The sequence below is a fragment of the Microbacterium sp. Leaf161 genome (genome assembly GCF_001423645.1).
GTDB classification, from domain to species: domain Bacteria; phylum Actinomycetota; class Actinomycetes; order Actinomycetales; family Microbacteriaceae; genus Microbacterium; species Microbacterium forte.
In genome coordinates, this window is sequence record NZ_LMOW01000001.1 from 2,051,473 (window position 1) to 2,075,206 (window position 23,734).

The window sequence follows — 23,734 nt, forward strand, 5'->3', positions numbered from 1 at the left end:
GAGTGCTGGCCCAGCGATAGAGCGCGATTCAGCCGCGCGGATGCACGGCCACGGGCTCGGGTGCGACGGCGATCCGCACACGATCTCCGAACGCCGGATGGATGCCGGGGGCGTGCTGCAGACGCACCAGCTCGCCCGATTCGGTGCGGACGAGCGTGCGGCGCATGCTGCCGAGGAACGTGCTCTCCTGCACGAGCGCATCGGTCGCGGCATCCGCCTCGGACGCGAAGTGCACGTTCTCCGGGCGCAGGTAGACGTCGACCGGTCCGTCGGCCGGAGCCTGCAGCGGCAGCTTCTGTCCCCACACCACGACGTGGTCGCCCTCGGCGACGCCCGAGACGATACTCGAGAGACCGACGAAGGCGGCGACACCTGCGGTCGACGGCGTCGTGTACAGCTGCTCGGGGGTGCCGATCTGCTCGATGGTCCCGGCGTTCATCACGGCGATCCGGTCGGAGACCGCCAGCGCCTCCTCCTGGTCGTGCGTCACGAAGACGGTGGTGATGCCGAGCCGCAGCTGGATGCGGCGGATCTCGTCACGCAGCTGCACACGCACCTTCGCGTCGAGGGCCGACAGCGGCTCGTCGAGCAGCAGCACCTTCGGCTCGGTCACGAGTGCACGGGCCAGCGCCACGCGCTGCTGCTGGCCACCGGAGAGCTGATGCGGAAAGCGGTCGGCGAAGTCGGCGAGCCCCACCAGGGCCAGGGCGTCGAGAGCACGCTTCGAGGCCTCTGCCTTGCCGAGTCCACGGCGGCGCAACCCGAACGCGGTGTTGTCCGCGACGCGCAGATGCGGGAACAGCGAATAGGACTGGAAGACCATGCCGATGTCACGCTTGTTCGTCGGGACGCGGGAGACGTCGCTCCCGCCGAGAAGCACCGCGCCGCTGTCGAGACCTTCGAGCCCCGCGAGCACTCGCAGCAGCGTGGTCTTGCCGCAGCCCGACGGACCGAGCAGCGAGACGAACTCGCCGGGAGCGATGTCGAGGTCGACTCCGTGCAGCACCGTGTTGCCCGAGTAGCTCTTCACGATGCTCTGCAGCTGCACACGCGTGCCCTCGCCGGCCTCGGCGAGGAGCATGTTGTCGGCGGTCTGGGGGAGGGTCATGAGCGGGCCTTTCCGTTGCCGCGCGCGACGCGGCCGATGAGGAGGAGCAGGAGGAACACGAACAGCAGCGCCAGCAGGGTGAAGATGGCCGGCGCATACGGGTCCTGCTTCTGGACGACGACCATGGCGGTCTGGAACACCTGGCGGTTGAGGAGCGACGCGATCGTGAACTCGCCGAGCACGACGGCGATCGAGATGAGCGAAGCCGCGAGCAGCCCCTGGCGCAGGTTCGGCGCGAGCACCTTGAGCACGACGGTCGGCCAGCTCGCACCGAGTGATCGGGCGGCCTCGGCGAGGGTGCGCAGGTCGGCGGCGTCGATGGAGGCCTGGATCGAACGGTAGGCGAACGGCAGCACGGTGATGCCGTAGGCGAAGGCCAGCGTCCAGGTGCCGGTGCCGAGGGTGCGTCCGATCTGCAGGTAGATCGGCGCGAGCCCGACGACCAGCACGATCGCGGGGATCGAGATCGGCAGAAGCACCGCGAACTCGAACACCGGCTTGAGCTTCGCGAAGCGCAGGTTGACCAGAATCATCGTCGGCGCGAGCAGGAGGAGCACGATCGCGACCGTCACGACGGCCAGGATCAGCGAGTTGCCGAGCCCCATCCAGATCGGCTTGATCGCCGCCGACTTCGCGGGGTCGAACAGCGCGAACCAGCGCTCGAGGCCGAGGCTCCCGTCGGTCTGGCGAAGCGTGTAGAGGAAGGTCGAGATCAGCGGGATCGCGAAGAATGCGCCGACGGCGATGCCGATGACCCAGCGGGTCGCGAGAGAGGGGCCGAGACGGTTCATGACTGCCACCTCGCGGCTCGTCGCTGGATGATCGAGTACAGGCCCATGACGACTCCGACGATCACGATCATGCCCAGCGCGAGAGCGCCGGCGAGGTTCTCGCGGCCGAGTACGGTCTCGCTGGTGAGCGCGGCCCGGATCTGCAGCGGGACGATCTGCGCGCCCTGGCTGGCGAGTGCTGCGGCCGTGGCGTAGGACGAGAAGGCGTTCGCGAACAGCAGCAGAAGGCTCGCGAGAAACGAGGGCGCCAGCACCGGGATCCCGATGCGCAGCCAGAAGCTCGAGCGTGTGCCGCCGAGCGTGACGTTCGCCTCGGCCCACTGCGGCTTGAGTGCGGCGAGGGCGGGCATGAACGTGATCACCATGAGGGGGATCTGGAAGTAGATGTACGGCAGGATCAGGCCGGGGAGCTCGTAGAGCCAGGTGCCGTTCGCGAAGATGTCGACGCCGAGGTCGTCCTTGAGGAAGAGCGTGACGACGCCCTGGATGCCGATTGTCGCGATGAAGGCGAACGCGAGCATCACACCACCGAACTGAGCCAGCACGCCGGCCGCCGCATCCACGGTCGACCGCACCGCTCCATCGGGGTTCATGCCGAGGAGGGCATAGCAGACGAGGGCACCGACGAACGCGCCGACGACGGCGGTCAGCAGCGACAGCCCCGCGGAGTTCGCGAATGTCGCGAGCACGACGGGGTCGGCGAGCGCAGAGACGTTCGACCAGGTGAACGAGCCGTCCTTGGTGACGAAGCCGGACCCGATCGCGAGAATGGTCGGCACCGCGAGGAAGAGCAGCACGTAGGCGGCGAAGGGCACGAGACCGAGCCAGGCCGCGGACGGCGCCGAGCGACGGGCCCCCGAGACGACGGGCCCGGCGCCGGCCGGAGGGAGGGGGACGGGGGCGGATGCCGCGGCATCCGCCCCCGTCGTGGTGGCAGTGGTCACTGGACCGCCGCTGCCCACTTCTCGCCGAGCAGCGTGCCGGCGTTCGTCGACTGCTCCTCGGTCGGGACGACCGTCTCGCTCGGGACCTCAGGAAGAGCCGCGGCCAGGTCGGCGTCGATCGTGCCGGCCTCGGTCATGGCCTCCATACGAGCCGGACGTGCGCCGCCCTTGAGCCACAGGTTCTGCACCTCGTCGCTGTAGAGGAACTCCTGCCAGAGGCGTGCGGCTGCCGGGTTCGGGGCATCCTTGTTGATCGCCTGGTTGTAGTAGCCGGCGTAACCGGTGCCGTCGAGCACGACGACCTTCCAGTCCTTGTTGTCGGCGGTGTGCGAGGCGTTCAGGTAGTCCCAGTCGAAGACGACGGGAGTCTCGCCGCTCGCGACGGTCGCCGTGGTGACGTCGACCTTGAGCAGGTTTCCGGCCTTCTGCAGCTCTGAGAAGAAGTCGATACCCGGCTGGAAGTCGTCGAGCGTGCCGTCGGACTGCACCGTGGCGAGGCCCACAGCGGCGAACGCCGCACCGGCCTGCGTCGGGTCGCCGTTGATGGCGACGGCACCCTTGTAGGCGGCGTCCTTCAGGTCGTCGAGCGACTCGGGGGCGTCGAACTTCGATGAGTCGTAGCCGATCGACATGTATCCGCCGTAGTCGCCGACGAAGAGCCCGGTCGGCTCCTTCAGCGCGTCGGGGATCTCGTCCCACGTCTGCACCTGGTACGGCGCGAACGTGTCGGTGTTCTGCAGAGCGACCGTGAGGCCGAGGTCGAAGACGTCGGGTGCGGTGTCGAGCCCCTCGTTGGTCTTCGCTGCCTGGATCTCTTCGGCGCTCGACACGTCGGGCGATGCCTCGTTGATCGTGATCTCGGGGTACTTCTCGGCGAAGAGGTCGAGGATCTCACCGTAGTTCGCCCAGTCGCGCGGAAGCGCGATGACGTTGAGCTGGCCTTCGGCCTTCGCTGCCTCTTCGAGGTCGGCGAACGATCCGAAGTCCTCGACGGAGGTCGCGGCTGTGGCGTCGACGTCGTCGCTGCCGGCGGCGGGGGTCTCAGCACCCGTGGCGCAGGCGGTCAGTCCGAGCGCGGCGGTGGTGAACAGGGCGATGCCGGCGCCGATGCGCGCGCGGCGGTGGAAGTTGGTCATCAGGGTCCTCTCGGTGTCCGGCGCTGTGAGCCGGATTCGGGTTGCGAGAGGACACTATGAGCCGAGGGTTGCCGATCATCGCGGTCCCGGTGAACGTGAGGTGTCCGCAGTGTGGCGTGTCAGGCCGCGATGGTGCTCGGGGCGCCACGCCGTCTGACATCCTGGACGGATGGACATCGGCAGTGTGCTCGGGCTCGAGCAGCTCACCTGGGGCACGCTGATCCTCATCGTCATTGCGGCCTTCGCCGCCGGCTGGATCGACGCCGTCGTAGGCGGCGGAGGGCTGCTGCAGCTTCCCGCCCTGCTGCTGATCCCCGGCATCTCACCGATCCAGGCACTCGCCACCAATAAGCTCGCCTCGGTCTTCGGCACGGCCACGAGCAGCGTGACCTACTACCGCCGAGCGAAACCCGACATCCGCACGGCGCTGCCGATGGCGGTGATCGCCCTCGTCGGCTCATTCGGCGGAGCCGCCGTCGCCACGGTGCTGCCGGCCGCGGCGTTCAAGCCGATCATCGTGATCGCCCTGCTCGTCGTGGCGCTCTTCACGGCGTTCCGCCCGCAGATGGGCGCGGCCACCCGTCTGCGTTTCAAGGGCCACAAGCACCACATCATGGCGGGGCTCGCCGGTCTCGTGATCGGGTTCTACGACGGGCTGATCGGGCCGGGCACCGGGACGTTCCTGGTGATCTCGCTCGTCGCGCTGCTGGGGTACGACTTCCTGCAGGCGAGTGCGAAGGCGAAGATCGTGAACCTCGCCACGAACACCGGTGCGCTGCTGCTCTTCATCCCGCACGGTGCCGTGCTGTGGCTGCTCGGCGGGATCCTCGCCGTGGCGAACGTCGCGGGCAGCTATCTCGGCTCGCGCATGGCGATCTCACGCGGCACGACCTTCATCCGCGTCGTGTTCCTCGTCGTGGTGGTCGCCCTGATCGCCAAGCTCGGCGTCGACGTGTGGAACGAGAACATCGCTCCCGCGCTCGCGCAGATCGGTGGTTGAGCGAGGCCGGGTCGCAACGCTTCGTCTCAGTCGACTTCGTCGTCTTCGCTCAGCGAACGGGGGGGGTGAGCGGGGCGGGCGCTCGCGCAGATCGGTCGTTGAGCGAGGCCGGGTCGCAACGCTTCGTCTCAGTCGACTTCGTCGTCTTCGCTCAGCGAACGGGGGGGTGAGCGGGGCGGGCGCTCGCACTGATCGGTCGTTGAGCGAGGCCGGCGGAGCCGCCCGAGACGAAACGTGGTGAGGTCGAGTCGCGTCGCATCGTTCCGGCCGAACGACCGGGGTACGCGAAGAGGCCCCCTCCTGCGTGAGCGGGAGAGGGCCTCTTCGTGCGAAGGTCAGGACTCGTCGTCCTCCGGCTCGAAGTCGACGCCGGCCTCGGCGCGCTGCTCGGCCGTGATGGGCGCAGGAGCCGCCGTCAGCGGGTCGAAACCGTTGCCCGACTTCGGGAACGCGATGACGTCGCGGATCGATTCAGTCTTCGCCAGGTGCTGCAGCACGCGGTCCATGCCGAGCGCGATTCCACCGTGGGGCGGTGCGCCGAACTTGAACGCGTCGAGCAGGAAGCCGAACTGCTCCTGCGCGACCTCGTCGCTGATGCCCATGACCTCGAACACGCGCTTCTGCACGTCTTCGCGGTGGATGCGGATCGATCCGCCGCCGAGCTCGGAGCCGTTGCACACGATGTCGTAGGCGTAGGCGAGAGCCGAACCGGGGTCGGTGTCGAACGTGTCCTGGAACTCGGGCTTGGGCCCCGTGAACGCGTGGTGCACGGCGGTCCAGGCTCCGGCGCCGACGGCGACGTCACCGGATGCCACGGCATCCGCGGCCGGCTCGAACATCGGGGCGTCGACGACCCACGTGAACGCGAACTCGTCAGGGTTCAGGTAGCCCAGGCGGCGGCCGATCTCGACGCGTGCGGCGCCGAGAAGAGCGCGGCTCTCCTTGGTCGATCCGGCGGCGAAGAACACGCAGTCACCCGCGGATGCGCCGACGAACTCGGCGAGACCTGCCTGCTCGGCCTCGGACAGGTTCTTGGCGGCGGGGCCGCCGAGCGAGCCGTCCTCGTTGAAGAGCACGTAGGCGAGGCCACGGGCACCGCGCTGCTTGGCCCAGTCCTGCCACGCGTCGAGCTGCTTGCGCGGCTGGCTCGCGCCACCGGGCATGACGACAGCGCCGACGTACTCGGCCTGGAAGACGCGGAACGGGGTGTCCTTGAAGTACTCGGTCGCCTCGACGAGCTCGAGTCCGAAGCGCAGATCGGGCTTGTCGGAGCCGTACTTCGCCATGGCGTCGGCATAGGTCAGGCGCGGCAGCGGGGTCTGCACCTCGACGCCGATGGTCTTCCACATCGCCCGGATGAGCGACTCCATCAGCGTGATGACGTCTTCCTGGTCGACGAAGCTCATCTCGATGTCGAGCTGCGTGAACTCCGGCTGACGGTCGGCGCGGAAGTCCTCATCGCGGTAGCAGCGGGCGATCTGGTAGTACTTCTCGACGCCGCCGACCATGAGCAGCTGCTTGAACAGCTGCGGCGACTGCGGCAGGGCATACCAGCTGCCCGGGTGCAGACGTGCGGGCACCACGAAGTCGCGGGCGCCCTCGGGGGTCGAGCGCGTGAGGGTCGGGGTCTCGACCTCGGTGAAGTCCTCACCGTGCAACACGTCGCGGACGGCCTTGTAGACGTTCGAGCGCAGACGCAGAGCGGATGCCGCTGCAGGGCGACGCAGGTCGAGGTAGCGGTACTTGAGGCGGGCCTCTTCGCCGACGGTCTCGGTGTCGGCGACAGCGGTCGACACCTGGAACGGCAGGGGAGCGGACTCGCTCAGCACCTCGACGTCGGTCGCGATGAGCTCGATCTCGCCGGTCGGCAGGTTCGGGTTCGCGTTGCCGTCGGGGCGGCGCGAGACCTCGCCGGTGACCTTGAGGACGAACTCGTTGCGCAGCGGGTGCGCCACCTCTTCGTCGCGGATGACGACCTGGGCGATGCCCGATGCATCCCGAAGATCGATGAACGCGACTCCTCCGTGATCACGACGGCGATCGACCCAACCCGAGAGGGTGACGGTCTGACCGATTTGCTCGGCTCGCAGTGAGCCTGCCGAGTGGGTGCGAAGCACGGAGGATTCCTCCTGATCTGGGAAATGATGAACCCGCCCATTCTACGGGGGCGGTGTCGCCTCCTCCGCCGGTGGCATATCGGTCAGTAGGATCGCCACGACAGCCGCTCGACCAGCGAAAGGGTCATCATGGACTCCAACGGCATCTCGGATCTCTACGCATCGATCTTCTCCGGCACGACGGGCCTGATCGCCCTCGTCTTCTACGTCCTCGTCGTCATCGGCCTGTGGAAGGTGTTCACGAAGGCCGGCTACCCCGGCATCCTCGCGATCATCCCCATCGTGAACGTCGTCTTCCTCGTCAAGATCGCCGGGATGTCCGGCTGGCTCGCGCTGCTCTACCTCATCCCGATCGTCGGTTTCATCTTCGGGATCATCGTCGCGATCAAGCTGGGTGAGCGCTTCGGCAAGGGCGGGCTCTTCTCGTTCTTCCTGCTCTTCGTCTTCCCCTACATCGGGTATCTGATCATCGGCTTCGGCGAGTCCCGCTACCGCGCGGTCTGACGTGGTGGCGTCCCGACTGCACCTCGTCCGACACGGTGAGGTGCACAATCCGAAGCGCGTGCTCTACGGCCGACTGCCCGATTACCACCTGAGCAGGGCCGGGCGGGAGATGGCGCAGGCGGCCGCCGATCACGTCGCCTCGCTCGACAGGCCGGTAGCTGCGCTGTACTCCTCGCCGCTCGAGCGGGCACAGGAGTCGGCGGAGCCGTTCTCCGAGCGCTTCGGACTCGCACCCGAGATCGACATCCGCCTGATCGAGCCGACCAATGTGTTCGAGGGCACGCAGATGCGTCGCTCGCTCATGAACCCGCTCAAGTGGTGGCACCTGCGTCAGCCGTCGCTGCCGAGCTGGGGCGAGCCGTACGCATCGATCGCCGAGCGGATGCTGGGCATGATGGCCGAGGCATGGCGATCCGTCGAGGACGGCGACCTCGTGATGGTCTCGCACCAGGCACCGATCTGGATCACCCACCTTCGCGTCGCGGGCCTGCCGCTGCAGCACGACCCGCGCACTCGGCGCTGCGCGCTGTCGAGCGTCACGTCTTTCGAGCTCGTCGGCGATGTGTGGCGCGAGGTCGCATACGCCGAACCCGCGGCCACCGGGGGCGCGGTCGACGTCGGGGCGGTCTGAAGTCTGAGCTAGCGGCTCTGGTTGCAGTGATGGTCGCTCCCCGAGTCGGGAAGCGACCATCACTGCGCTGCGGCGAAGATGCTCGCGATCACGGAGCCATCAGCGACTGGATGACCCCGACCGCCGCGAGCTGACCGGCCGCGGCGGCCAGCAGCACCGAGGCCATCGGTCCCGGAAGCGACGCACGGTGTGCGAGGTCGCCCGCGGCGAAGACGCCGGCGAGTGAGGTGCGACCGAAGTCGTCGATCTCGATCGACCCGGACGGCAGCATGCGCAGCCCGAGCTGGTCGGCGAACGGCGCACGGTGGCGGAGCGAGCCCGATGCCACGAAGACGCCGGCCACAGTCCGATCGCCGGCATCGGTGGTGACACGCACATCGTCGCCGTCCGGCGCTAGCGCGGTCACGAGCTCCACGCTCACCCGTGCTCCCAGCCCTTCGAGCGTCTGTGCCTCTTCTGCGGAGAACGACTGATCGACGGGGAAGACAGTGATGTCTCCTGCGATGCGACCCAGAAGCCCGATCAGGTGCTCGGCCCGAGGCGTGGGCCCGAGAATGGCGATGGAGCGCCCCGCATGCTCGTGGCCGTCGCAGAACGGGCAGCTGAAGGCCTTCACTCCCCACAGCTCCTGCAGACCGGGCACGGATGGCAGATCGTCGGCGACGCCGGTCGCGAGGATGACGCTCTTCGCCTCGACGGAGACTCCGTTCGCGAGCAGCACGGTGAACGCGCCCTCCGCACCCGAGACCGACTGTGCTCCGACGTCACGGATCTCGACGTCGGCATACTCGGCGAGCTGGGTGCGCGCGGTCGCGCGGAACTCCGCCGGGGGAGTTCCGTCGCTCGCGACGACGTTGTGCATGTGCAGCACCGTGCCGTTGCGATACTCACCGGAATCCAGCAGCAGCGTCGAGCGGTGCATCCGTCCCAGGGTCAGTGCCGCCTGCAGGCCGGCGGGGCCTGCTCCGATCACGATCGCGTCGTACATGTGGTGTCCTTCCGAGGGGCGGAGGTTGCTTTCGTCCTCAGTCTGTGACTTCATGTCAACATGAAGTCAAGCGTCGAGAATCCCTGGTCCGTCGGTGAGGTGGCTGCCCGTTTCGAGCTGCCCACGAACGTGCTGAGGCACTGGGAGGCGGTCGGGCTGCTGCGACCCGCACGCGACTCCGCCGGGAGGCGCCGATACGGGCAGGACGAGGTGGTGCGCATCGCGGTGATCCAGCGCAGCAAGGCGGCCGGAATGACCCTCGACCAGATCGCGGTGCTGCTCGACGACGGCAGCGCCGGCCGGCACGAGGTGCTGCAGCAGCACCTCGACGATCTCGACCGGCGGATGGAGGACATGCGCCGATCACGCGATATGACCGAGCATGCGATGGGATGCCGTTCGCACGACATCGCCACGTGTCCTCGCTTCCGCGCGAGTGTGGCCGACGTGCTCGCCCGGCTCTGACAGCGGGCTTCTACGGCCGGGGCGTCCGGCCCATGCATAGGAAGCCCCGCGTAAACTGGGAATCGTGCCACTCGCCTCGACGGTTCTTCCGATCCGCAGCGGCCGCCCCTCCCGCATCCGGCCTTCTCGCCGTGCGGTCGGTGCCGCGCTCGCCGCGGTACTCGCCATCGGTCTGAGCGCCTGCGCTCCCGATCCCGTGAACGACTCGTTCCTGAGCGGAGACAATCCCGGATACGTCGCGGCCGACGGGGCGATCGTCGAGATCCCGGTCGCCGAGCGCGGCGAACCCGTCGTCGACTTCGGCGGCGTGACCGAGAACGGCGACGACTTCAGCAGCTCCGAGCTCGCGGGCAAGGTGACGGTCGTCAACTTCTGGTACGCGGGCTGCGCACCGTGTCGGCTCGAGGCAGAAGACCTCGAGAGCGTGTGGCAGGAGCACGGCGGAGACGACGTGGCCTTCCTGGGCATCAACACCCGCGATCAGGCCGACACCGCCAAGGCGTTCTCGGCGGAGTTCGGCGTGACCTACCCGAGCCTCATCGATGTCGACACCGCCGAGGCGAAGCTCGCCTTCGCGTCGTCGGTGCCGATCCAGGCGACGCCGACCACTCTGGTGCTCGACAAGCAGGGCCGGGTCGCCGCCCGCATCATCGGGCCGATCGACGGCACCTCGATCCTCTCGACGCTCGTCAAGGACGCGCTCGCGGAGGACTCATGAGTCTTGCGGAAGCGGCATGAACCCCGGGACGATCATCGACTCAGGCGCACTGTGGCTCGCGATCCCGGTAGCGATGCTCGCTGGGCTCATCTCCTTCCTCTCACCGTGCGTGCTTCCGCTGGTGCCGGGCTACCTCGGGTTTCTCGGGGGAGCGGTCTCCCCTCGACGAGAGCGGTCGGAGAACGGCAGCGGCGTCGCGACGGCCGAAGCTCCCGCTCGCGGCCGACTCGTGTTCGGTGTGCTGCTGTTCATCCTGGGCTTCAGTCTCGTGTTCGTCTCGCTGACAGCGCTCGGCGGGCTCGCCAACGTCTTCCTGCTGCAGTGGGGTGAGCTGATCACCCGCATCCTCGGCGGCGTGATCATCCTGATGGGGCTCGTGTTCCTCGGTCTCTTCGGCTTCGCCCAGCGCGAGCTGCGCTTCCACGTCGACTCCAAGGCCGGCCTGATCGGCGCACCGCTGCTGGGAATCGCGCTCGGAATCGGCTGGGCTCCGTGCATGGGGCCGACGCTCGCGGCGATCTTCGCCCTCTCGTTCAACCAGGGCGACCCGGTGCGTGCCGGCATGCTCGGCCTGGCGTACTCGCTCGGCCTGGGCCTGCCGTTCCTGCTGGTCGCGCTCGGCTTCGGGTGGGCCACCAAGACGATCGGGTTCCTCCGTCGCCACATCCGCGTCGTGAACGTCATCGGCGGAGTGCTGCTGATCGTGCTCGGCCTGCTGATGCTGACCGGCCTCTGGACCGACATCATGTCTCGCCTGACGGTGGTGATCGGCAGTGTCCCCCTCCCGTTCTGATGAGAACACGACGCATCGGAAGGATGACGTGAGCAGCACAACCGAGAGGTCCAGCGATCCGCTCCGGCCGTCAGACCACGTCGACGGTGAGGAGTCGATCACCCAGCCGCGCCTCGGCTTCGTGGGCTGGCTGCGCTGGGGCTGGCGTCAGCTGACCTCGATGCGCACCGCGCTGATCCTGCTGCTCGTGCTCGCGATCGCGGCGATCCCCGGCTCGATCTTCCCCCAGCGGATGGCCGACCCCAACGGCGTCACTCAGTGGGAGCGCGACAACCCCGATCTCTTCCCCGTGCTCGACGGGCTGAAGATGTTCGACGTCTACCTGTCGCCGTGGTTCTCGGCCATCTACCTGCTGCTGTTCGCCTCACTCGTCGGTTGTGTCATCCCGCGCATCCGCCATCACGCCAAGGCGCTGCAGGCACGGCCCCCTCGCACCCCTGCGCGTCTGAAGCGACTCGCCGACTTCCGTGCCGTCGATCGCGCGTCCACGGACGCGACAGCCGACGCTGCGGCGACGATCGACATCGCGACGAAGCAGCTCAAAGCGCTCGGATACCGCGTCGAGCGCTACGACTCGGGCCGCACCGCGTCGGTCTCGGCCGAGCGCGGCTACTGGCGCGAGTCGGGCAACCTGCTCTTCCACCTCGCCCTCGTCGGCGTGCTGATCACCGTGGGTGTCGGGGGAGGGTTCGCCTACACCGGCCAGCGCGTGCTGGTCGAGGGAGAGACGTTCGCGAACACGCTGCTCGACTACGACTCGATGAACCGCGGCCGCTTCGTCGGCGACGGGGCGCTCGCGCCGTACTCGATGCGCCTCGACAGCTTCGACGTCACCTACCAGCCCTTCGGCGAGCCCGGCTCGGGTCAGGCCGGCGACTTCTCGGCCAACGTCACAGTGCAGGAGAACGGCGAGGAGCGCACCGGCTCGGTCAAGGTCAACGAGCCTCTCGGCGTCGCCGACGACAACGTCTTCCTTCTCGGCAACGGCTATGCGCCGACGATCACCGTGCGCGACCCCGACGGGGAGATCGTGTTCACGAACAGCACGCCCTTCCTGCCGCAGGACAACAACATGACGTCGCTCGGCGTCATCAAGATCCCCGACGGTCTCAGCGAGCAGGTCGGCCTCGTCGGCTTCTTCTACCCGACCACGGGTGTGCTCGACACCGGCGCGTTCTTCTCCGGCTTCGGAGACCTCACCAACCCGACTCTCACCCTCGACGTCTACACGGGCGACCTGGGCATCAACGAGGGCATCCCCCGCTCGGTCTACGTGCTCGACACCACCGGCATGACCAAGGTCACCGGACGGACGACAGACCTCGAATCGATCGAGCTCGCGCCCGGACAGACGGCCGATCTGCCGAACGGCATGGGAACCGTGACCTTCGAGGACGAATCGCCGGCGGGGGCCACCGATGCCTCGCAGTCGGTCAAGCGCTTCGCCTCGCTGCAGATCCACCGCGACGCGTCGGGCCCCTGGGTTCTCGGCTTCGCGCTCCTCGCGCTGGGCGGACTCATGCTCGCCCTGTTCATCCCTCGGCGCCGAGTGTGGGTCAAGGCGACGGGGCAGGACGGCATCGTCTCTCTCGAGTACGCCGGTCTCGCGCGCGGCGAGGATCCGACTCTCGCCACGGCTGTCGACGACCTCGTGGCCGGTCACACGCGTCTGATGGACGCCGCGGGAGTGACGACGGCGGTCGAGGCACCGGCCCCGACCGTCGACGACTCCGACCAGGCCGCGACGGCGCCCGAGGCCGTCCCCGACGGTGACCCCGAGCAGCCCGCATCCGACATCCCGAAAGTAGACTGACACCATGTTCGATCTCGAAGTGATCTCGCCGATCCTGCTCTGGACGGCGATCGCGATCTATGCGGCAGCCTTCGTGGCCTACGCCTTCGACCTCGCCCGCCGGTCGCAGCTGTCGGCCGACGCGGCGAGCGTGCGGGAGTTCGAACTGGTCGGCGCCGGCGCCGGCGCCGGCGCGGGTTCGCGCGGCGCCAAGGGTGCTTCGGCATCCGGCTCGGATGTCGCCCCGCAGCGCTTCGTGATGGCGCGCATCGGCACCTCGCTCACCGTGCTCGCGTTCATCTTCCACCTCGCAGCCACGGTGACGCGTGGTCTCGCGGCCGGGCGAGTGCCGTGGGCCAACCTCTACGAGTTCGCGATGATGGGCACGCTGCTGATCGTCGCGGTGTTCCTCGTGGTGCTGACGCGAATCGATCTGCGCTTCCTCGGCACGTTCATCACCGGTCTCGTCGTCGTGCTGCTGGGTCTCTCGGCCACGAACTTCTACGTCGAGGTCTCGCCCCTGATGGACCCGCTCAAGAGCGTATGGCTGGTGATCCACGTCTTCGTGGCCTCCCTCGGCACCGCGTTCTTCGCCCTGGCCTTCGCTCTCTCGGTGATCCAGCTGATGCAGTCTCGCCGGGAGCGCCTCATCTCCGAAGGCGCCGAGAAGACCGGCCCCGGGTTCCTGCGCACCTTCCCCGGGTCGGAGCGCCTCGAGAGCATGGCCTACCGCTTCACGATCATCGGCTTCATCCTCTGGACGTTCACGCTCATCGCGGGTTCGATCTGGGCCTACTACGCCTGGAGCCGCTTCTGGGGCTTCGACGTCAAGGAGACGTGGACCTTCGTGATCTGGGTGCTCTACGCGGGGTACATCCACGCGCGCGCGACGCGCGGCTGGCGCGGCAACCCCTCGGCCTGGCTGGCGATCGTCGGTTTCTCGGCCGTGCTCTTCAACTTCACGATCGTCAACGTGTTCTTCAAGGGTCTGCACGCCTACTCGGGCCTCAGCTGAGCGCCCGAGCGGATCTCATCTGAACGAACGCAGTCCGAACGGGATGACTTCGGAGTGTTCGGCGCCGTCTTCGTACCAGACGAGCTCGGCCTCGCTGATGGTCTCGGCGGGGCGTGAGCTGAGCGAGCGACGGGACTTGTGCGACAGCTCCGTCCATGCCGCGGGGGCGAGCGTCTTCGCGTAGATCACCGACAGGTGGAACGTCCAGTCCTCCGTGCTGCGCTCGTCGAGTCGACGCAGGTCGGTGCCCTCGAGAGCTTCGCTGAGGTTCGCGTAGGCCGACACGAGCGAGGGGGTTCGTCTCAGGCGCAGGATGACGACCTGCCACGGAGCCGGGAACACGTCGACGGCCTCGGCGACGACCTCGATCGGGCGCTGCGCCACGGCCCATTCGCGGATCAGGGTGAGCACCTCTTCTCGGCGTGCGGGCTCGTGGAATGCACGAAGCGTGACGTGCTCGGTATGCGGGTGCGGAGCGTCCATGCGGCCGAGTGCCGATCTCTGCTCGGCCCGGTAGACGTCAGACACCGCTCTCGTCGGGCGCAGCACGAGATACTGCTGCCCCTCGAGTGACTCGAGCTGGGCGGGAGAGGTCATGAACGGGCGACGCATCTTCTGATCGTACGTGCGTCGGCGAGTATGCGAGTACCGCCTCTGCCTAGACGAGCACGGCTTCGGAGCTGAACGACGACGCGCCGCGCATCGAGAACGATGCACGGCGCGAGCTCGGATGAGATCCGAAGGTGTGCCAGGGCTGCGTGCCCGGGGAGAACGCTCAGGCGGTCGCCACGGCCGCCTTCACAGACGTCGTGCGACGCAGGGCGACCGCGATGGTGGTCACGACGAGCGACAGCACACCCCACACGATGAGGCCGGCGGCTGCGCCTCCGTTCGCGGAGATCAGTCCGGCGAACGCGGGGGAGGTCGGCAGAGACGCACCGAGATCCGCGAGCCAGCCGGGCACCGTCGAGATCAGTCCGGTCGCGATCGCGAGCACCCCGACGAGAGCACTGATCCAGCGTCCGATGCCGCCGAAGACGGCGACGAGCGCCTGGTTGACCGCGGCGAAGACGATTCCCGCCAGCACCGCGATTCCGGCGAATGCCCACCAGGTGGCGGCGTCGTAGCTCGCGACGATCTGCACGATCAGCGAGACCAGCAGGCCTTGAGCGGCACCTATGGCGGCTGCCGGGGCGAAGGCGCGCAGCGCGAGTCCGGCAGAGGAGCGCCGCGACGTGAGCGTGCGCGCGGTGTGCGCCCGCATCACGAGGAACGAGGCGAGAGCGCCGAACCACAGCACCACGGCAGTGAGCAGCGGAATCGCCGTCGGTCCGAAGATCGTGGCACCGTCGGCTCCCTTCGACGCCACAGGATCGGCGATCACCGAGGCGAGCGAGGTCGACTCCGAGTCGCTGAACGAGGGGAGGGAGTCGGATGCGGTGCGCAGGCCCCCGGCGAGGTCACCCGTTCCGGTGGCGAGGGTGTCGAGGCCGGTCGCGAGGTCGGCGGCGCCGGTCGCGAGCTCGGTCGTCCCATCGGAGAGCTGAACGGCGCCCGTCGACAGCGCACGTGCGCCGGCCGCGGATTCGTCGAGGCCCTGGGACGCCAGCTGGTTCAGGCCGTCTGCAAGAGTCGTCGCGCCGGCGCCGGCTTCGCCGAGCTGGGTCGCGAGAGTTGCGGGGAGCACAGCGAGTTGCTGCACTCCTGCATCCGTCTGCGTGGCACCTGACGAGAGTGCGGCGATCTGGTCGCAGTACTCCTGAGGGAATCCACTAGGTACGCAGGTCTCGGCGAGCTGCTGCAGACCGGTGGCCACCTGTGCGGACCCTGCTGCGAGCTGCTGGGCCCCGGCGACCTGGTTCTGAAGCTCCGCGGCCCCTGCGGTCAGCCCCGTGCCGATCTGACTCGCTCCACCCGCAGCCTCGCGGGTCTTCGCCGCGAGCGTGTCGAGCCCGGACGCGAGTGAGGACGCACCGTTTCCGAGTTCGGCGGCACCCGAGGCGAGCTGTGTCGCGCCGTCGGGGATCGCGGCCGCGCCTGTCGCCGCGTCCCGTGCGCCGGTGGCGAGCTCGGTGGCGCCGTCGGCTGCCTCTCCGATCTGATCCCCGATCGTGGTGAAGCCGACGAGGATGTTCTCGGTCGTCGCCTCCGACAGCAGCGTGCCCATGCTCGACGCGGCCACATTCGCGATCTGACCGGTGATGAGATCGTCGGCCACGAGTCCGTCGTCCGGCGTGGTGACCTGGATGGTGGCCTGCTCGGCGTCGCCTCCGCCGTCCGAGATCGCCTGCCCTGCAGAGGTCGCGGCAGCCGAGAACTCCTCGGGGATCGTGATCACGGCCTGATACGACCCGTCGGCGAGCCCGTCGGCCGCGTCATCCTCGTTCGAGATCACCCAGGTGAGGTTGGAGTCGAGTTCGTCCGATCCTTCGACGAGCCCTGATGCGAGCTGCCGACCCAGCGGCGTCAGCTGTCCGTCGATCTCCACCGGCTCGTCGAGGTTGACGATCGCGGCGGTCATCGAGTCGAGGCGCTCGGTCGGGTTCTGCAGCGCAGCGACCAGGATGCCGCCGACGGCTGCGGGCAGCAGCAGGATGCCGAGGATCGTCAGCCACGTGATGGGCTTGCGCGAGCGTGCGCGTTCGATGGGGAGGGTCATGCGTTCACCTCGGTCGATTCGGTGGTGCCGTCGGCGGTGCGGGGCGCCGAGGACTCGGGTCGTGTCTGTGCTGAGGGCGCGTCGACGTCGATCACGTCGGCGGGGGAGCGGCCGGCGTCTGCGAGGATCTCGAGGCCGATCTGCGCGTCGAGCGCGGTGAGCAGGATCGCGGTCGTGCTGCGAGAGTCGCGCAGTCGCGCCGCCAGCTGATCGCGTTCGGGGCGCGAGAGCCGGTCTGCTCCATCGATCACCACGAGTGCAGGCCGCCCGCGCAGAGCTTCGGAGAGGTCGGCAGACAGGCTTGCGGCATCGGCGGTCATGACTGCTCCGACATGAGCGCGCACCCACGCCGCTCGACCTGGCAGCAGGTGGCCGGCGACCCGGAGGCGTCCGTCGTCGGGCGTCGCGCGGCCGGCGATCGTCAGAGCCAGCGCACGCAGCGCACCGGCGGAGGAGCCGGTGAGCACGGCGGATCCACCGGGAGCGAGGCGAAGGTGGAGGCGGTCGATGCCGGCATCCGTCACCGAGAGATCGTCGGCGGCCACGACCGAGTCGTCTTCCGGCCAACCGGCCAGGTGACGCTCGCGTTCGACCGCTTCACCCTCGATGTCGACGCGGGGGAGGATCTTCTCGAGCCACGCCGGGATCTCCCACGCCCGCTCGCCGAGGATGGCCATGAGAGCGGGGATCAGGGTCATCCGCACCAGGAACGCGTCGATCGCGATGCCGGCTGCGAGGCCCAGTGCGATGGGCTTGAGCGACGAGTCGCCCTCGGGGACGAACGCGACGAACACCGCGAACATGATGAGTCCCGCCGCGGTGACTACCTTCGCGGACCCCGTGAAGCCGCTGCGCACGGCGCGCAGCGCGGCGGCGCGGCGGACAGCTCGGTCAGGGCTCTTCGCGTCGGGGTCGTGCACGAAGTCCTCGCGCATGCGCGACACCAGGAAGACCTGATAGTCCATCGCGAGCCCGAACAGCACTCCCATCAGGATGATCGGCATGAAGCTGATGATCGGGCCCACCTTCGCGACGTGCAGGGCATCGGCGAACCAGCCCCACTCGAACACCCCGCCGACGATGCCGAACGCGGCCACGATCGACAGCAGGTATCCGGCGGCGGCGGTGATCGGCACCCAGAGCGAGCGGAACACGATCGTCAGCAGGATCAGCGAGAGACCGATCACGAAGATGCCGAAGGGCAGCAGGGCATTGCCCAGCTGGTCGGAGATGTCGATGCCCACCGCGGTGAATCCGGTCACCTTGAGGTCGATTCCGAACTCGTCGAGCCATTCGTCGTGGTGCGACCGCAGCTCGCGCACGAGATCGGCCGTGGCGGGGTCGTCGGGTGCCGTCTCGGGGATGATCTGCACGATGCCGGTGTCGGCCGTCTCGTTCGGCGTCGAGAGGGCCACCTCCTTGACGCCGTCGATCTTCGCGACCTCGTCGCCGAGATCCTCCATGAGCGTGAGCGGATCGGTCGACGTGACGATCGTGCCCGTGAGGATCATCGGTCCGTTGAAGCCGGGGCCGAACTCCTCGGCCACGAGGTCGTAGCTCTGCCGCGCCTCGGAGTCCTTCGGCAGCACGCCGGCGTTCGGCAGTGCGAGGTTCAGGCTCAGGGCAGGCACGGCGATGATTCCGAGGCCGATCACGACCGCGAGTGAGACGAGTATCGGGCGTCTGGTGACGCCGGTCACCCAGCGCTCGCTGAATCGCACACGCGGAGCGGGAGCAGGCTTGCCCTTCTTCGTCTTCGGAGCCTTGCGCGGCCGACCCGCCACCCGGCCCTTCATGAAGCCCAGGAGCGCAGGGGTGAGCGTCACCGCGATCGCGACGGCGACCGCGACGGCGGCGGACGCCGCGATGCCCATGGTCGTGAGGAACGGGATGCCGGCGAAGCCGAGTCCGATCAGGGCGATCAGCACCGTCACGCCCGCGAACACGACGGCGGAGCCGGCCGTGCCGACGGCGCGGGCGGTGGATTCCTCGGGGTCGACCCCGTCGCGCACCTGATCCTGATGCCTGGCCATGATGAACAGCGCGTAGTCGATGCCCACCGCGAGCCCGAGCATGAGGGCGAGGAGAGGGGTGGTCGACGAGACCGTGGCGAAGGCGGTCGCCGCGAAGATGCCGGCCATCGAGATGCCCACGCCGAGCACGGCCGTGAGCAGCGGGAGCCCTGCGACGACGAACGAGCGGAAGGTCACGATCAGCACGAGCAACGCGATGAGAAGACCTACGGCCTCGGTCAGCGTGACACCGGGGATGGAGGTGGCGAACAGTTCGCCACCGAGAGAGGTCTGCGATCCGTCCGGAAGCTCTTCGGCGAGTTCTGCCACGACGGCTCGCAGGTCGTCCTGTGTCTCGTCCGAGACTTCGCTCGCCTGACCGTCGAACTGCAGGCGGATGATGCCGGCGGTCTCGTCGTCGTTGACCATGCCGCTGACCATCTCGTCGAACGGGGAGGTGGCCGAGAGCACGGAATCGTCGAGATCGGCGAGCTGGTCGACGGCGTCGTCGATGTCGTTCCGATACGTGTCATCCGTGATCGAGTCGCCGTCCGCGGCGACCACGATGATCTGCGCGCTGGTCCCGCTGACTGCGGGGAACGAGCGGTTGAGCTGCTCGAGACCCGCCTGCGACTCGGTTCCGGGAATCGAGAAGGAGTTGTCCGTGCCGGCTCCGAGAACGAGCGCGCCCGCGCCTGCGATGCCGAGTGCGAGGAGCCAGGAGACGAGGACGCGCCACGGGTGCCGGTAAGACCAGCGGCCGAGCGAGGACAGGAGTGTGGACACGAGGCTCCTCAGGGAATGCGGGCTGGATACACAGGTGTATCCAATACATAGATGTATCGTAAGGTGATCCGAGCCCCGGAGTCTGTGTGCGGGGTGTGAGAATGAGAGGCAGGAGGATTCGATGACGACACCCGCCACGCGAAGCCGAGAGAACACGCGCGCCAGGCTTCTGGATGCCGCCGCGCAGGTCTTCGCCGAGGTCGGACTCGACGGCGCCTCCGTCGAAGCGGTCTGCGATCGCGCCGGTTTCACGCGTGGAGCGTTCTATTCGAACTTCGAGTCGAAGGACGAGCTGTTCCTGATGCTCGCCGGCAGCGTCGGCGAGCAGCGCGTCAACGGGGTGCGTGCCCGCGTCGAGGAGATCGCCGCTGAGGGCGGCCTCTCAGAGGGGTGCGACCCGGTCGAGCTCGTCCAGCGCATCATGGATGCGGGAGGCGACGACCGGCTCGGTGTGATGCTGATGAGTGAGATCCGCATCCGCGCGCTGCGCGATCATCAGTTCGGCTCGGCCTACCTCGTGCAGGAGCGCGAGATGGTCTCGAGCATCGCGGTGATCATCACGGACATCGTCTCGGTGAGCTCACTCGAGCTGAAGATTCCGGCCGAGGAGGCCGCGCGCATGCTGATGATCCTCTGGGAGGGCATGACCGTTCGCGGTGCGATGGCGGGCCAGGACTCCGATCAGCTGCGGCACTCGGGCAGCGAGGAGCTGGGCAGGCTCGTGCAGCTGCTGCTCGCGGAGTGACGTCGCCGCTCAGCGCGCGGCGAGCACCTCGTAACAGCGGCTGAGGCGATCGAGCCACCAGTCGCGACGATCGTCGTCTGCGGCGAGTCGAGCAACTGCCGCGGCGTCCGGCGTCACGCGTCCAGCGGGGATCGAGCCGTCGACCGGGCGCAGGTCGGCGACGTCGTCGAGGAACAGGGATGCGGTGCCGAGCCCGCAGTCGTAGTCGAGCATCGGCAGCGCGGCGGCGAGCGCCGCACCCTGCGAGAGTCCGATCGCGGTGTCGAGCGCACTCGAGACGACCACGGGGAGGCCGGCGGCGGTGACGATCTGCAGAGCGTGAGTGATGCCTCCGAGGGGCTGCGCTTTGATCACGAGCAGGTCGGCGGCTTTCTCCCGAGCGACCGCGAGCGGGTCGGACGACTTGCGGATGCTCTCGTCTGCCGCGACCGGGATGCCCATGTACTTCACGCGCGTGCGCAGCTCGGCGAGTTCGGGCACCGTGGCGCAGGGCTGCTCGACGTACTCGAGATCGAACTCGTTGAGCGCGTGCACCGCATGCTCGGCCTCGTCGACGTTCCAGGCTCCGTTGGCATCCACACGGATGCGTCCCTCCGGTCCCATCGCCTCGCGCACGGCTCGCACGCGAGCGACGTCGTCCGCCAGTGTCTGGCCGGGCTCTGCGACCTTGACCTTCGCCGTGCGGCACCCGGCGAACCTGGCCAGCACGTCGGCGACCCGTGACGCCTCGATGGCGGGGATCGTGGCGTTCACGCCGATGCGCTCGCGCAGGGGTGCCGGTTGCGGCCGCCACGCGAAGTCGATCGCCGCCGCGAGCCAGGTCGCCGCTTCGGCATCGTCGTACTCGAGGAACGGAGAGAACTCGGCCCATCCCTCCGGGCCCTCGAAGAGCAGCGCCTCGCGAGTGTCGACCCCGCGGAAGCGGGTGTGCATCGGAAGAGAGACGACCCTGGCCGAGCCGAGCAGATCTGCGAGCGGTGGGAGCATGTGCTCATTCTGCTCTGTCGGAGCTGCCTCCGGGATCCGCCGTGCCGACGGATGCTCCTCAGATCAAGCGCTTCTGCAGTTCGCCCAGTCGTTCGCTCGGGCGGAAGCCGAGCAGCGTGTTCACGGCGAGCATGTGCGCGTTCGATTCCGCGTTGTAGGTGTAGACGGCGCGTGCCCGAGGGGCCTCGCGGTGCAGCATCCGCAGGTTGGCGACCTTGACCGCGATGCCGAGCCGGTGGCCTCGGTCGGCGGCGCGCACGAGGGTTCCCCACTGATACGCGTTGCCGTCGTCGGTCGACACGACGAGCTGCGAATAGGCGGCGGCGTCGCCGTCCGGGGAGAGGGCGATCGTGCCGAACGAGATGCGGCCCTGCAGATCGAGCAGCTCCTCGCTCTCGCGGATGCTGTCGACGTCGGGCTTCTGCGGTTCGATGTCGAGCTCGCCGGTCGGCGCCTCGGTCTCGAGCGTGGCGTCGAGGATGGTCCAGGGCTCCACGACGTCGTCGGGGATGCGGCCGACCCAGCTGCGGATCTCGTACTGCGAGATGGCCGAGGCGATGTCGTTCTCGATCCGGTCGAGCAGCGAGGGGTCGACCGGAAGGGGCAGTCTGCTCTGTACGTCGCCGAGAGCGAGGGTGTAGCCGTGCCGCCTCGCGAACTCGCGGCCGGGGGAGCCGGCCCCCTCCGATCCGAGCTCGTAGGGCCACGACGCCGAGCCCTGCGCGGTCGTGCGGTCGGATGTCACGGCTTCGCTCTCGAGGCGGGCCAGCGCCTCCGTGCCGATGCCGCGTCGTCGGTACCGGGGTGGCACGCTGATCGCGAGGTGGGCGACGTGCGTGTTGTCCTTGAGCGGCAGCGCGAGGCTCGCGGATCCGACGATGTCTTCGCCGTCGCGGAGCAGAAATGCGCGCCGATCGACGACGGCCGATTGCTGCTGCAGCTCGCTGCGGCACTCGGCCCGAGACCAGACGACGGCGTCCGCGCCACGGTCGGCTCGTTCGGCTGCGGCGTAGCAACCCCACCATGCATCCACCTCGTCGTCGTCGAAGGGATCGACGCGGGAGATCTCGATCGTCATGCACCCACGGTAGTTGCTCGATCGGGAAGGCTGACGGCTCGGATGGAAGCTCGTGGCGCGTCACACCTATGTGTAATTGACAATGGTGTGTGACGCACAGTAATGTGACGGACATGAACGAGACCCTCGACACGCATCTGCAGGAACTGCGCCGCGGCACCGTGGTGCTGGCCTGCCTGCAGTTGCTGCGCACTGCGGGGTACGGCTACGGACTGCTCGAAGACCTGGAGCGCCGCGGCTTCGCCACCGATGCGAACACGCTGTACCCGCTGCTTCGCAGGCTCGAGAAGCAGGAGTACCTCACGAGCGAGTGGAACACCGACGAGGCGCGACCTCGCAAGTTCTACCGCACATCGGACGCCGGCATCCGGCTCGCCGACACCCTGACCGAAGAATGGCGATCGCTCACCGCGGCGATCGCGACCCTCACAGTCGAGGAGCACTGACATGACCACGACAGCCACGCTCACCGAGCGCTACATCAGCGCCACGATCCGCAGCCTCACGCCCGAGGTGCAGGACGACGTCCGGGCAGAGCTCGAAGCGTCGATCGCCGATGCGATCGACGCGAAACTCGAACAGGGGGAGACCCCTTCAGCCGCCGAGCGCGCCGTCCTCTCCGAGCTCGGCGACCCCGGCATCCTCGCGGCGGGCTACGCCGACCGTCCACTGCATCTGATCGGGCCGAAGTACTACCTCGTCTGGTGGCGGCTGCTCAAGCTGCTGCTGTGGATCGTCCCGGTGTGCGTCTTCGGAGGAGTGGTCCTCGGGCAGCTGCTCGACGGTGCTCCGACCGGCGAGATCATCGGCACCGCAGTCGTCGCGACACTCGGCTCGGTCGTGCACATCGGATTCTGGGTGACGCTGGTCTTCGTCATCCTGGAGCGCGCCGGCACGGACACCGGCGTGAAGTGGAGCGTCGACCAGCTCCCCGAGCCGACGCAGAACGGCGCGGGGCGGGCCGATGCGATCGCATCGATCATCTTCCTGCTGCTCGGCGTGGGCGCGGTGTTCTGGGACGCACTCCTCGGCTTCTTCCCGACCGGCGGTGATCCGATCGCGATTCTCGACCCGGGGCTCTGGCCGTGGGGCATCACGTTCTTCTTCGTGCTGTTCGCCGCAGAGGCGCTGCTGGCGGTCGTGGTCTACGCGAAGCGACGGTGGACGGTCGGTGCTGCGGTGGTCAACACACTGCTCGCCGCGGTCTTCGCCGCCTGGTCGATCACGCTGCTGCTGCAGGGAGCACTGATCAACCCCGAGTTCCTGAGCTTCGTCTTCACCGACAACGGGGTGACCGACGAGACCATGCGGATCCTCACAGTGATCACGGGCTTCTGCCTGATTGCCTTCCCGATCTGGGACATCGTGGACGGATGGATCAAGACGGCTCGTGCCCGCCGACCCTGACCGCAGATCCCAGACGGCGTCGCCTCTTCGGGGCGACGCCGTCTGCGTCTGCAACCCC

The 23,734-nt window shown here is 68.2% G+C and carries 22 protein-coding genes; 11 read left to right on the forward strand and 11 right to left on the reverse strand.

Annotated features, from left to right (window positions below; all coding sequences use genetic code 11):
• Positions 1-28: 28 nt before the first annotated feature.
• From ASF87_RS09885 to ASF87_RS09900, 4 genes are read right to left on the reverse strand one after another with little or no spacing between them, the layout of a single operon-like run.
• The gene (locus ASF87_RS09885; protein ID WP_056375693.1) at positions 29-1,108 is read right to left on the reverse strand and encodes an ABC transporter ATP-binding protein; all 1,080 of its coding nucleotides are present in this window, start codon (positions 1,106-1,108) and stop codon (positions 29-31) included.
• The gene (locus ASF87_RS09890; RefSeq protein ID WP_056375694.1) at positions 1,105-1,899 is read right to left on the reverse strand and encodes an ABC transporter permease; all 795 of its coding nucleotides are present in this window, start codon (positions 1,897-1,899) and stop codon (positions 1,105-1,107) included. Before ASF87_RS09890 ends, ASF87_RS09885 begins: the two co-directional genes overlap by 4 nt.
• Positions 1,896-2,843 carry an ABC transporter permease gene (locus ASF87_RS09895; RefSeq protein WP_235558918.1) on the reverse strand — a complete coding sequence of 316 codons (948 nt, stop codon included), beginning with the start codon at positions 2,841-2,843 and terminating at the stop codon, positions 1,896-1,898. The genes ASF87_RS09890 and ASF87_RS09895 overlap by 4 nt, the downstream gene beginning before the upstream one ends.
• Positions 2,840-3,979, reverse strand: a complete 1,140-nt coding sequence (locus ASF87_RS09900) for an ABC transporter substrate-binding protein (RefSeq protein ID WP_056375696.1) — start codon at positions 3,977-3,979, stop codon at positions 2,840-2,842. The genes ASF87_RS09895 and ASF87_RS09900 overlap by 4 nt, the downstream gene beginning before the upstream one ends.
• Positions 3,980-4,148: 169 nt before the next feature.
• Between ASF87_RS09900 and ASF87_RS09905 the strand changes: the two genes are divergently transcribed.
• On the forward strand, positions 4,149-4,979 hold the full coding sequence (locus tag ASF87_RS09905) for a sulfite exporter TauE/SafE family protein (RefSeq protein ID WP_056375697.1): 831 nt from the start codon (positions 4,149-4,151) through the stop codon (positions 4,977-4,979).
• Between the two features lie 335 nt (positions 4,980-5,314).
• Here ASF87_RS09905 and aspS read toward each other — a convergent pair whose 3' ends face one another.
• Complete coding sequence (gene aspS, locus ASF87_RS09910) at positions 5,315-7,096, reverse strand: aspartate--tRNA ligase (RefSeq protein ID WP_056375698.1); 1,782 nt, start codon at positions 7,094-7,096, stop codon at positions 5,315-5,317.
• 129 nt (positions 7,097-7,225) lie between these two features.
• Between aspS and ASF87_RS09915 the strand changes: the two genes are divergently transcribed.
• Positions 7,226-7,600, forward strand: a complete 375-nt coding sequence (locus tag ASF87_RS09915; protein ID WP_042539011.1) for a DUF5684 domain-containing protein — start codon at positions 7,226-7,228, stop codon at positions 7,598-7,600.
• Between the two features lies 1 nt (position 7,601).
• Positions 7,602-8,231: a histidine phosphatase family protein gene (locus ASF87_RS09920; protein WP_056375699.1), complete on the forward strand. Its 630-nt coding sequence runs from the start codon at positions 7,602-7,604 to the stop codon at positions 8,229-8,231.
• Positions 8,232-8,319: 88 nt separating this feature from the next.
• Here the strand turns inward: ASF87_RS09920 and ASF87_RS09925 are convergent, their stop codons facing one another.
• A complete protein-coding gene (locus ASF87_RS09925) occupies positions 8,320-9,219 on the reverse strand; it encodes an NAD(P)/FAD-dependent oxidoreductase (protein WP_056375700.1) in 900 nt (299 codons plus the stop codon).
• 60 nt (positions 9,220-9,279) lie between these two features.
• On the opposite strand from ASF87_RS09925, the gene ASF87_RS09930 reads away from it, so the two are divergent.
• From ASF87_RS09930 to ccsB, 5 genes are all read left to right on the forward strand, one after another.
• Complete coding sequence (locus ASF87_RS09930; protein WP_056375701.1) at positions 9,280-9,684, forward strand: MerR family transcriptional regulator; 405 nt, start codon at positions 9,280-9,282, stop codon at positions 9,682-9,684.
• 64 nt (positions 9,685-9,748) lie between these two features.
• Positions 9,749-10,402, forward strand: coding sequence for a TlpA family protein disulfide reductase (locus tag ASF87_RS09935; protein WP_056375702.1), 654 nt, complete (start codon positions 9,749-9,751; stop codon positions 10,400-10,402).
• 16 nt (positions 10,403-10,418) lie between these two features.
• On the forward strand, positions 10,419-11,195 hold the full coding sequence (locus ASF87_RS09940; RefSeq protein ID WP_056375703.1) for a cytochrome c biogenesis CcdA family protein: 777 nt from the start codon (positions 10,419-10,421) through the stop codon (positions 11,193-11,195).
• 28 nt (positions 11,196-11,223) lie between these two features.
• Complete coding sequence (gene resB / locus ASF87_RS09945) at positions 11,224-13,008, forward strand: cytochrome c biogenesis protein ResB (protein WP_056375704.1); 1,785 nt, start codon at positions 11,224-11,226, stop codon at positions 13,006-13,008.
• A 4-nt stretch (positions 13,009-13,012) separates the two neighbouring features.
• Complete coding sequence (ccsB, locus tag ASF87_RS09950) at positions 13,013-14,002, forward strand: c-type cytochrome biogenesis protein CcsB (RefSeq protein ID WP_056375705.1); 990 nt, start codon at positions 13,013-13,015, stop codon at positions 14,000-14,002.
• 15 nt (positions 14,003-14,017) lie between these two features.
• Here the strand turns inward: ccsB and ASF87_RS09955 are convergent, their stop codons facing one another.
• The 3 genes from ASF87_RS09955 to ASF87_RS09965 form a co-directional block, all read right to left on the reverse strand.
• Positions 14,018-14,614, reverse strand: a complete 597-nt coding sequence (locus tag ASF87_RS09955; RefSeq protein WP_235558919.1) for a 2'-5' RNA ligase family protein — start codon at positions 14,612-14,614, stop codon at positions 14,018-14,020.
• A gap of 163 nt (positions 14,615-14,777) precedes the next feature.
• Positions 14,778-16,661 carry a YhgE/Pip domain-containing protein gene (locus tag ASF87_RS09960; protein ID WP_056375706.1) on the reverse strand — a complete coding sequence of 628 codons (1,884 nt, stop codon included), beginning with the start codon at positions 16,659-16,661 and terminating at the stop codon, positions 14,778-14,780.
• Positions 16,658-19,459, reverse strand: coding sequence for an MMPL family transporter (locus ASF87_RS09965; RefSeq protein ID WP_056375707.1), 2,802 nt, complete (start codon positions 19,457-19,459; stop codon positions 16,658-16,660). Before ASF87_RS09965 ends, ASF87_RS09960 begins: the two co-directional genes overlap by 4 nt.
• Before the next feature lie 121 nt (positions 19,460-19,580).
• On the opposite strand from ASF87_RS09965, the gene ASF87_RS09970 reads away from it, so the two are divergent.
• A complete protein-coding gene (locus tag ASF87_RS09970; RefSeq protein ID WP_056375708.1) occupies positions 19,581-20,204 on the forward strand; it encodes a TetR/AcrR family transcriptional regulator in 624 nt (207 codons plus the stop codon).
• A gap of 9 nt (positions 20,205-20,213) precedes the next feature.
• Here the strand turns inward: ASF87_RS09970 and ASF87_RS09975 are convergent, their stop codons facing one another.
• Together ASF87_RS09975 and ASF87_RS09980 are read right to left on the reverse strand one after the other, a co-directional pair.
• Positions 20,214-21,191, reverse strand: coding sequence for an o-succinylbenzoate synthase (locus tag ASF87_RS09975; RefSeq protein ID WP_056375709.1), 978 nt, complete (start codon positions 21,189-21,191; stop codon positions 20,214-20,216).
• Positions 21,192-21,249: 58 nt separating this feature from the next.
• Entirely contained in the window at positions 21,250-22,269 is a 1,020-nt protein-coding gene (locus ASF87_RS09980; RefSeq protein ID WP_056375710.1) for a GNAT family N-acetyltransferase, read from the reverse strand.
• Between the two features lie 113 nt (positions 22,270-22,382).
• Here ASF87_RS09980 and ASF87_RS09985 point away from each other — a divergent pair, with 113 nt between their 5' ends.
• A complete protein-coding gene (locus tag ASF87_RS09985) occupies positions 22,383-22,715 on the forward strand; it encodes a PadR family transcriptional regulator (protein ID WP_042539035.1) in 333 nt (110 codons plus the stop codon).
• 1 nt (position 22,716) lies between these two features.
• Positions 22,717-23,676: a permease prefix domain 1-containing protein gene (locus ASF87_RS09990; protein WP_056375711.1), complete on the forward strand. Its 960-nt coding sequence runs from the start codon at positions 22,717-22,719 to the stop codon at positions 23,674-23,676.
• The last annotated feature ends 58 nt before the right edge of the window (positions 23,677-23,734 follow it).

Excerpts from the sequence above, each read along its gene's own strand:
- ASF87_RS09985 (WP_042539035.1), top strand. The coding sequence starts at position 22,383 with ATGAACGAGACCCTCGACACGCATCTGCAGGAACTGCGCCGCGGCACC.
- ASF87_RS09890 (WP_056375694.1), bottom strand. The coding sequence starts at position 1,899 with ATGAACCGTCTCGGCCCCTCTCTCGCGACCCGCTGGGTCATCGGCATC.
- ASF87_RS09990 (WP_056375711.1), top strand. The coding sequence starts at position 22,717 with ATGACCACGACAGCCACGCTCACCGAGCGCTACATCAGCGCCACGATC.
- ASF87_RS09925 (WP_056375700.1), bottom strand. The coding sequence starts at position 9,219 with ATGTACGACGCGATCGTGATCGGAGCAGGCCCCGCCGGCCTGCAGGCG.
- ccsB (WP_056375705.1), top strand. The coding sequence starts at position 13,013 with ATGTTCGATCTCGAAGTGATCTCGCCGATCCTGCTCTGGACGGCGATC.
- ASF87_RS09885 (WP_056375693.1), bottom strand. The coding sequence starts at position 1,108 with ATGACCCTCCCCCAGACCGCCGACAACATGCTCCTCGCCGAGGCCGGC.
- ASF87_RS09940 (WP_056375703.1), top strand. The coding sequence starts at position 10,419 with ATGAACCCCGGGACGATCATCGACTCAGGCGCACTGTGGCTCGCGATC.
- ASF87_RS09975 (WP_056375709.1), bottom strand. The coding sequence starts at position 21,191 with ATGCTCCCACCGCTCGCAGATCTGCTCGGCTCGGCCAGGGTCGTCTCT.
- ASF87_RS09915 (WP_042539011.1), top strand. The coding sequence starts at position 7,226 with ATGGACTCCAACGGCATCTCGGATCTCTACGCATCGATCTTCTCCGGC.
- ASF87_RS09930 (WP_056375701.1), top strand. The coding sequence starts at position 9,280 with ATGAAGTCAAGCGTCGAGAATCCCTGGTCCGTCGGTGAGGTGGCTGCC.
- ASF87_RS09905 (WP_056375697.1), top strand. The coding sequence starts at position 4,149 with ATGGACATCGGCAGTGTGCTCGGGCTCGAGCAGCTCACCTGGGGCACG.
- ASF87_RS09955 (WP_235558919.1), bottom strand. The coding sequence starts at position 14,614 with ATGCGTCGCCCGTTCATGACCTCTCCCGCCCAGCTCGAGTCACTCGAG.
- ASF87_RS09960 (WP_056375706.1), bottom strand. The coding sequence starts at position 16,661 with ATGACCCTCCCCATCGAACGCGCACGCTCGCGCAAGCCCATCACGTGG.
- ASF87_RS09970 (WP_056375708.1), top strand. The coding sequence starts at position 19,581 with ATGACGACACCCGCCACGCGAAGCCGAGAGAACACGCGCGCCAGGCTT.
- ASF87_RS09900 (WP_056375696.1), bottom strand. The coding sequence starts at position 3,979 with ATGACCAACTTCCACCGCCGCGCGCGCATCGGCGCCGGCATCGCCCTG.
- ASF87_RS09980 (WP_056375710.1), bottom strand. The coding sequence starts at position 22,269 with ATGACGATCGAGATCTCCCGCGTCGATCCCTTCGACGACGACGAGGTG.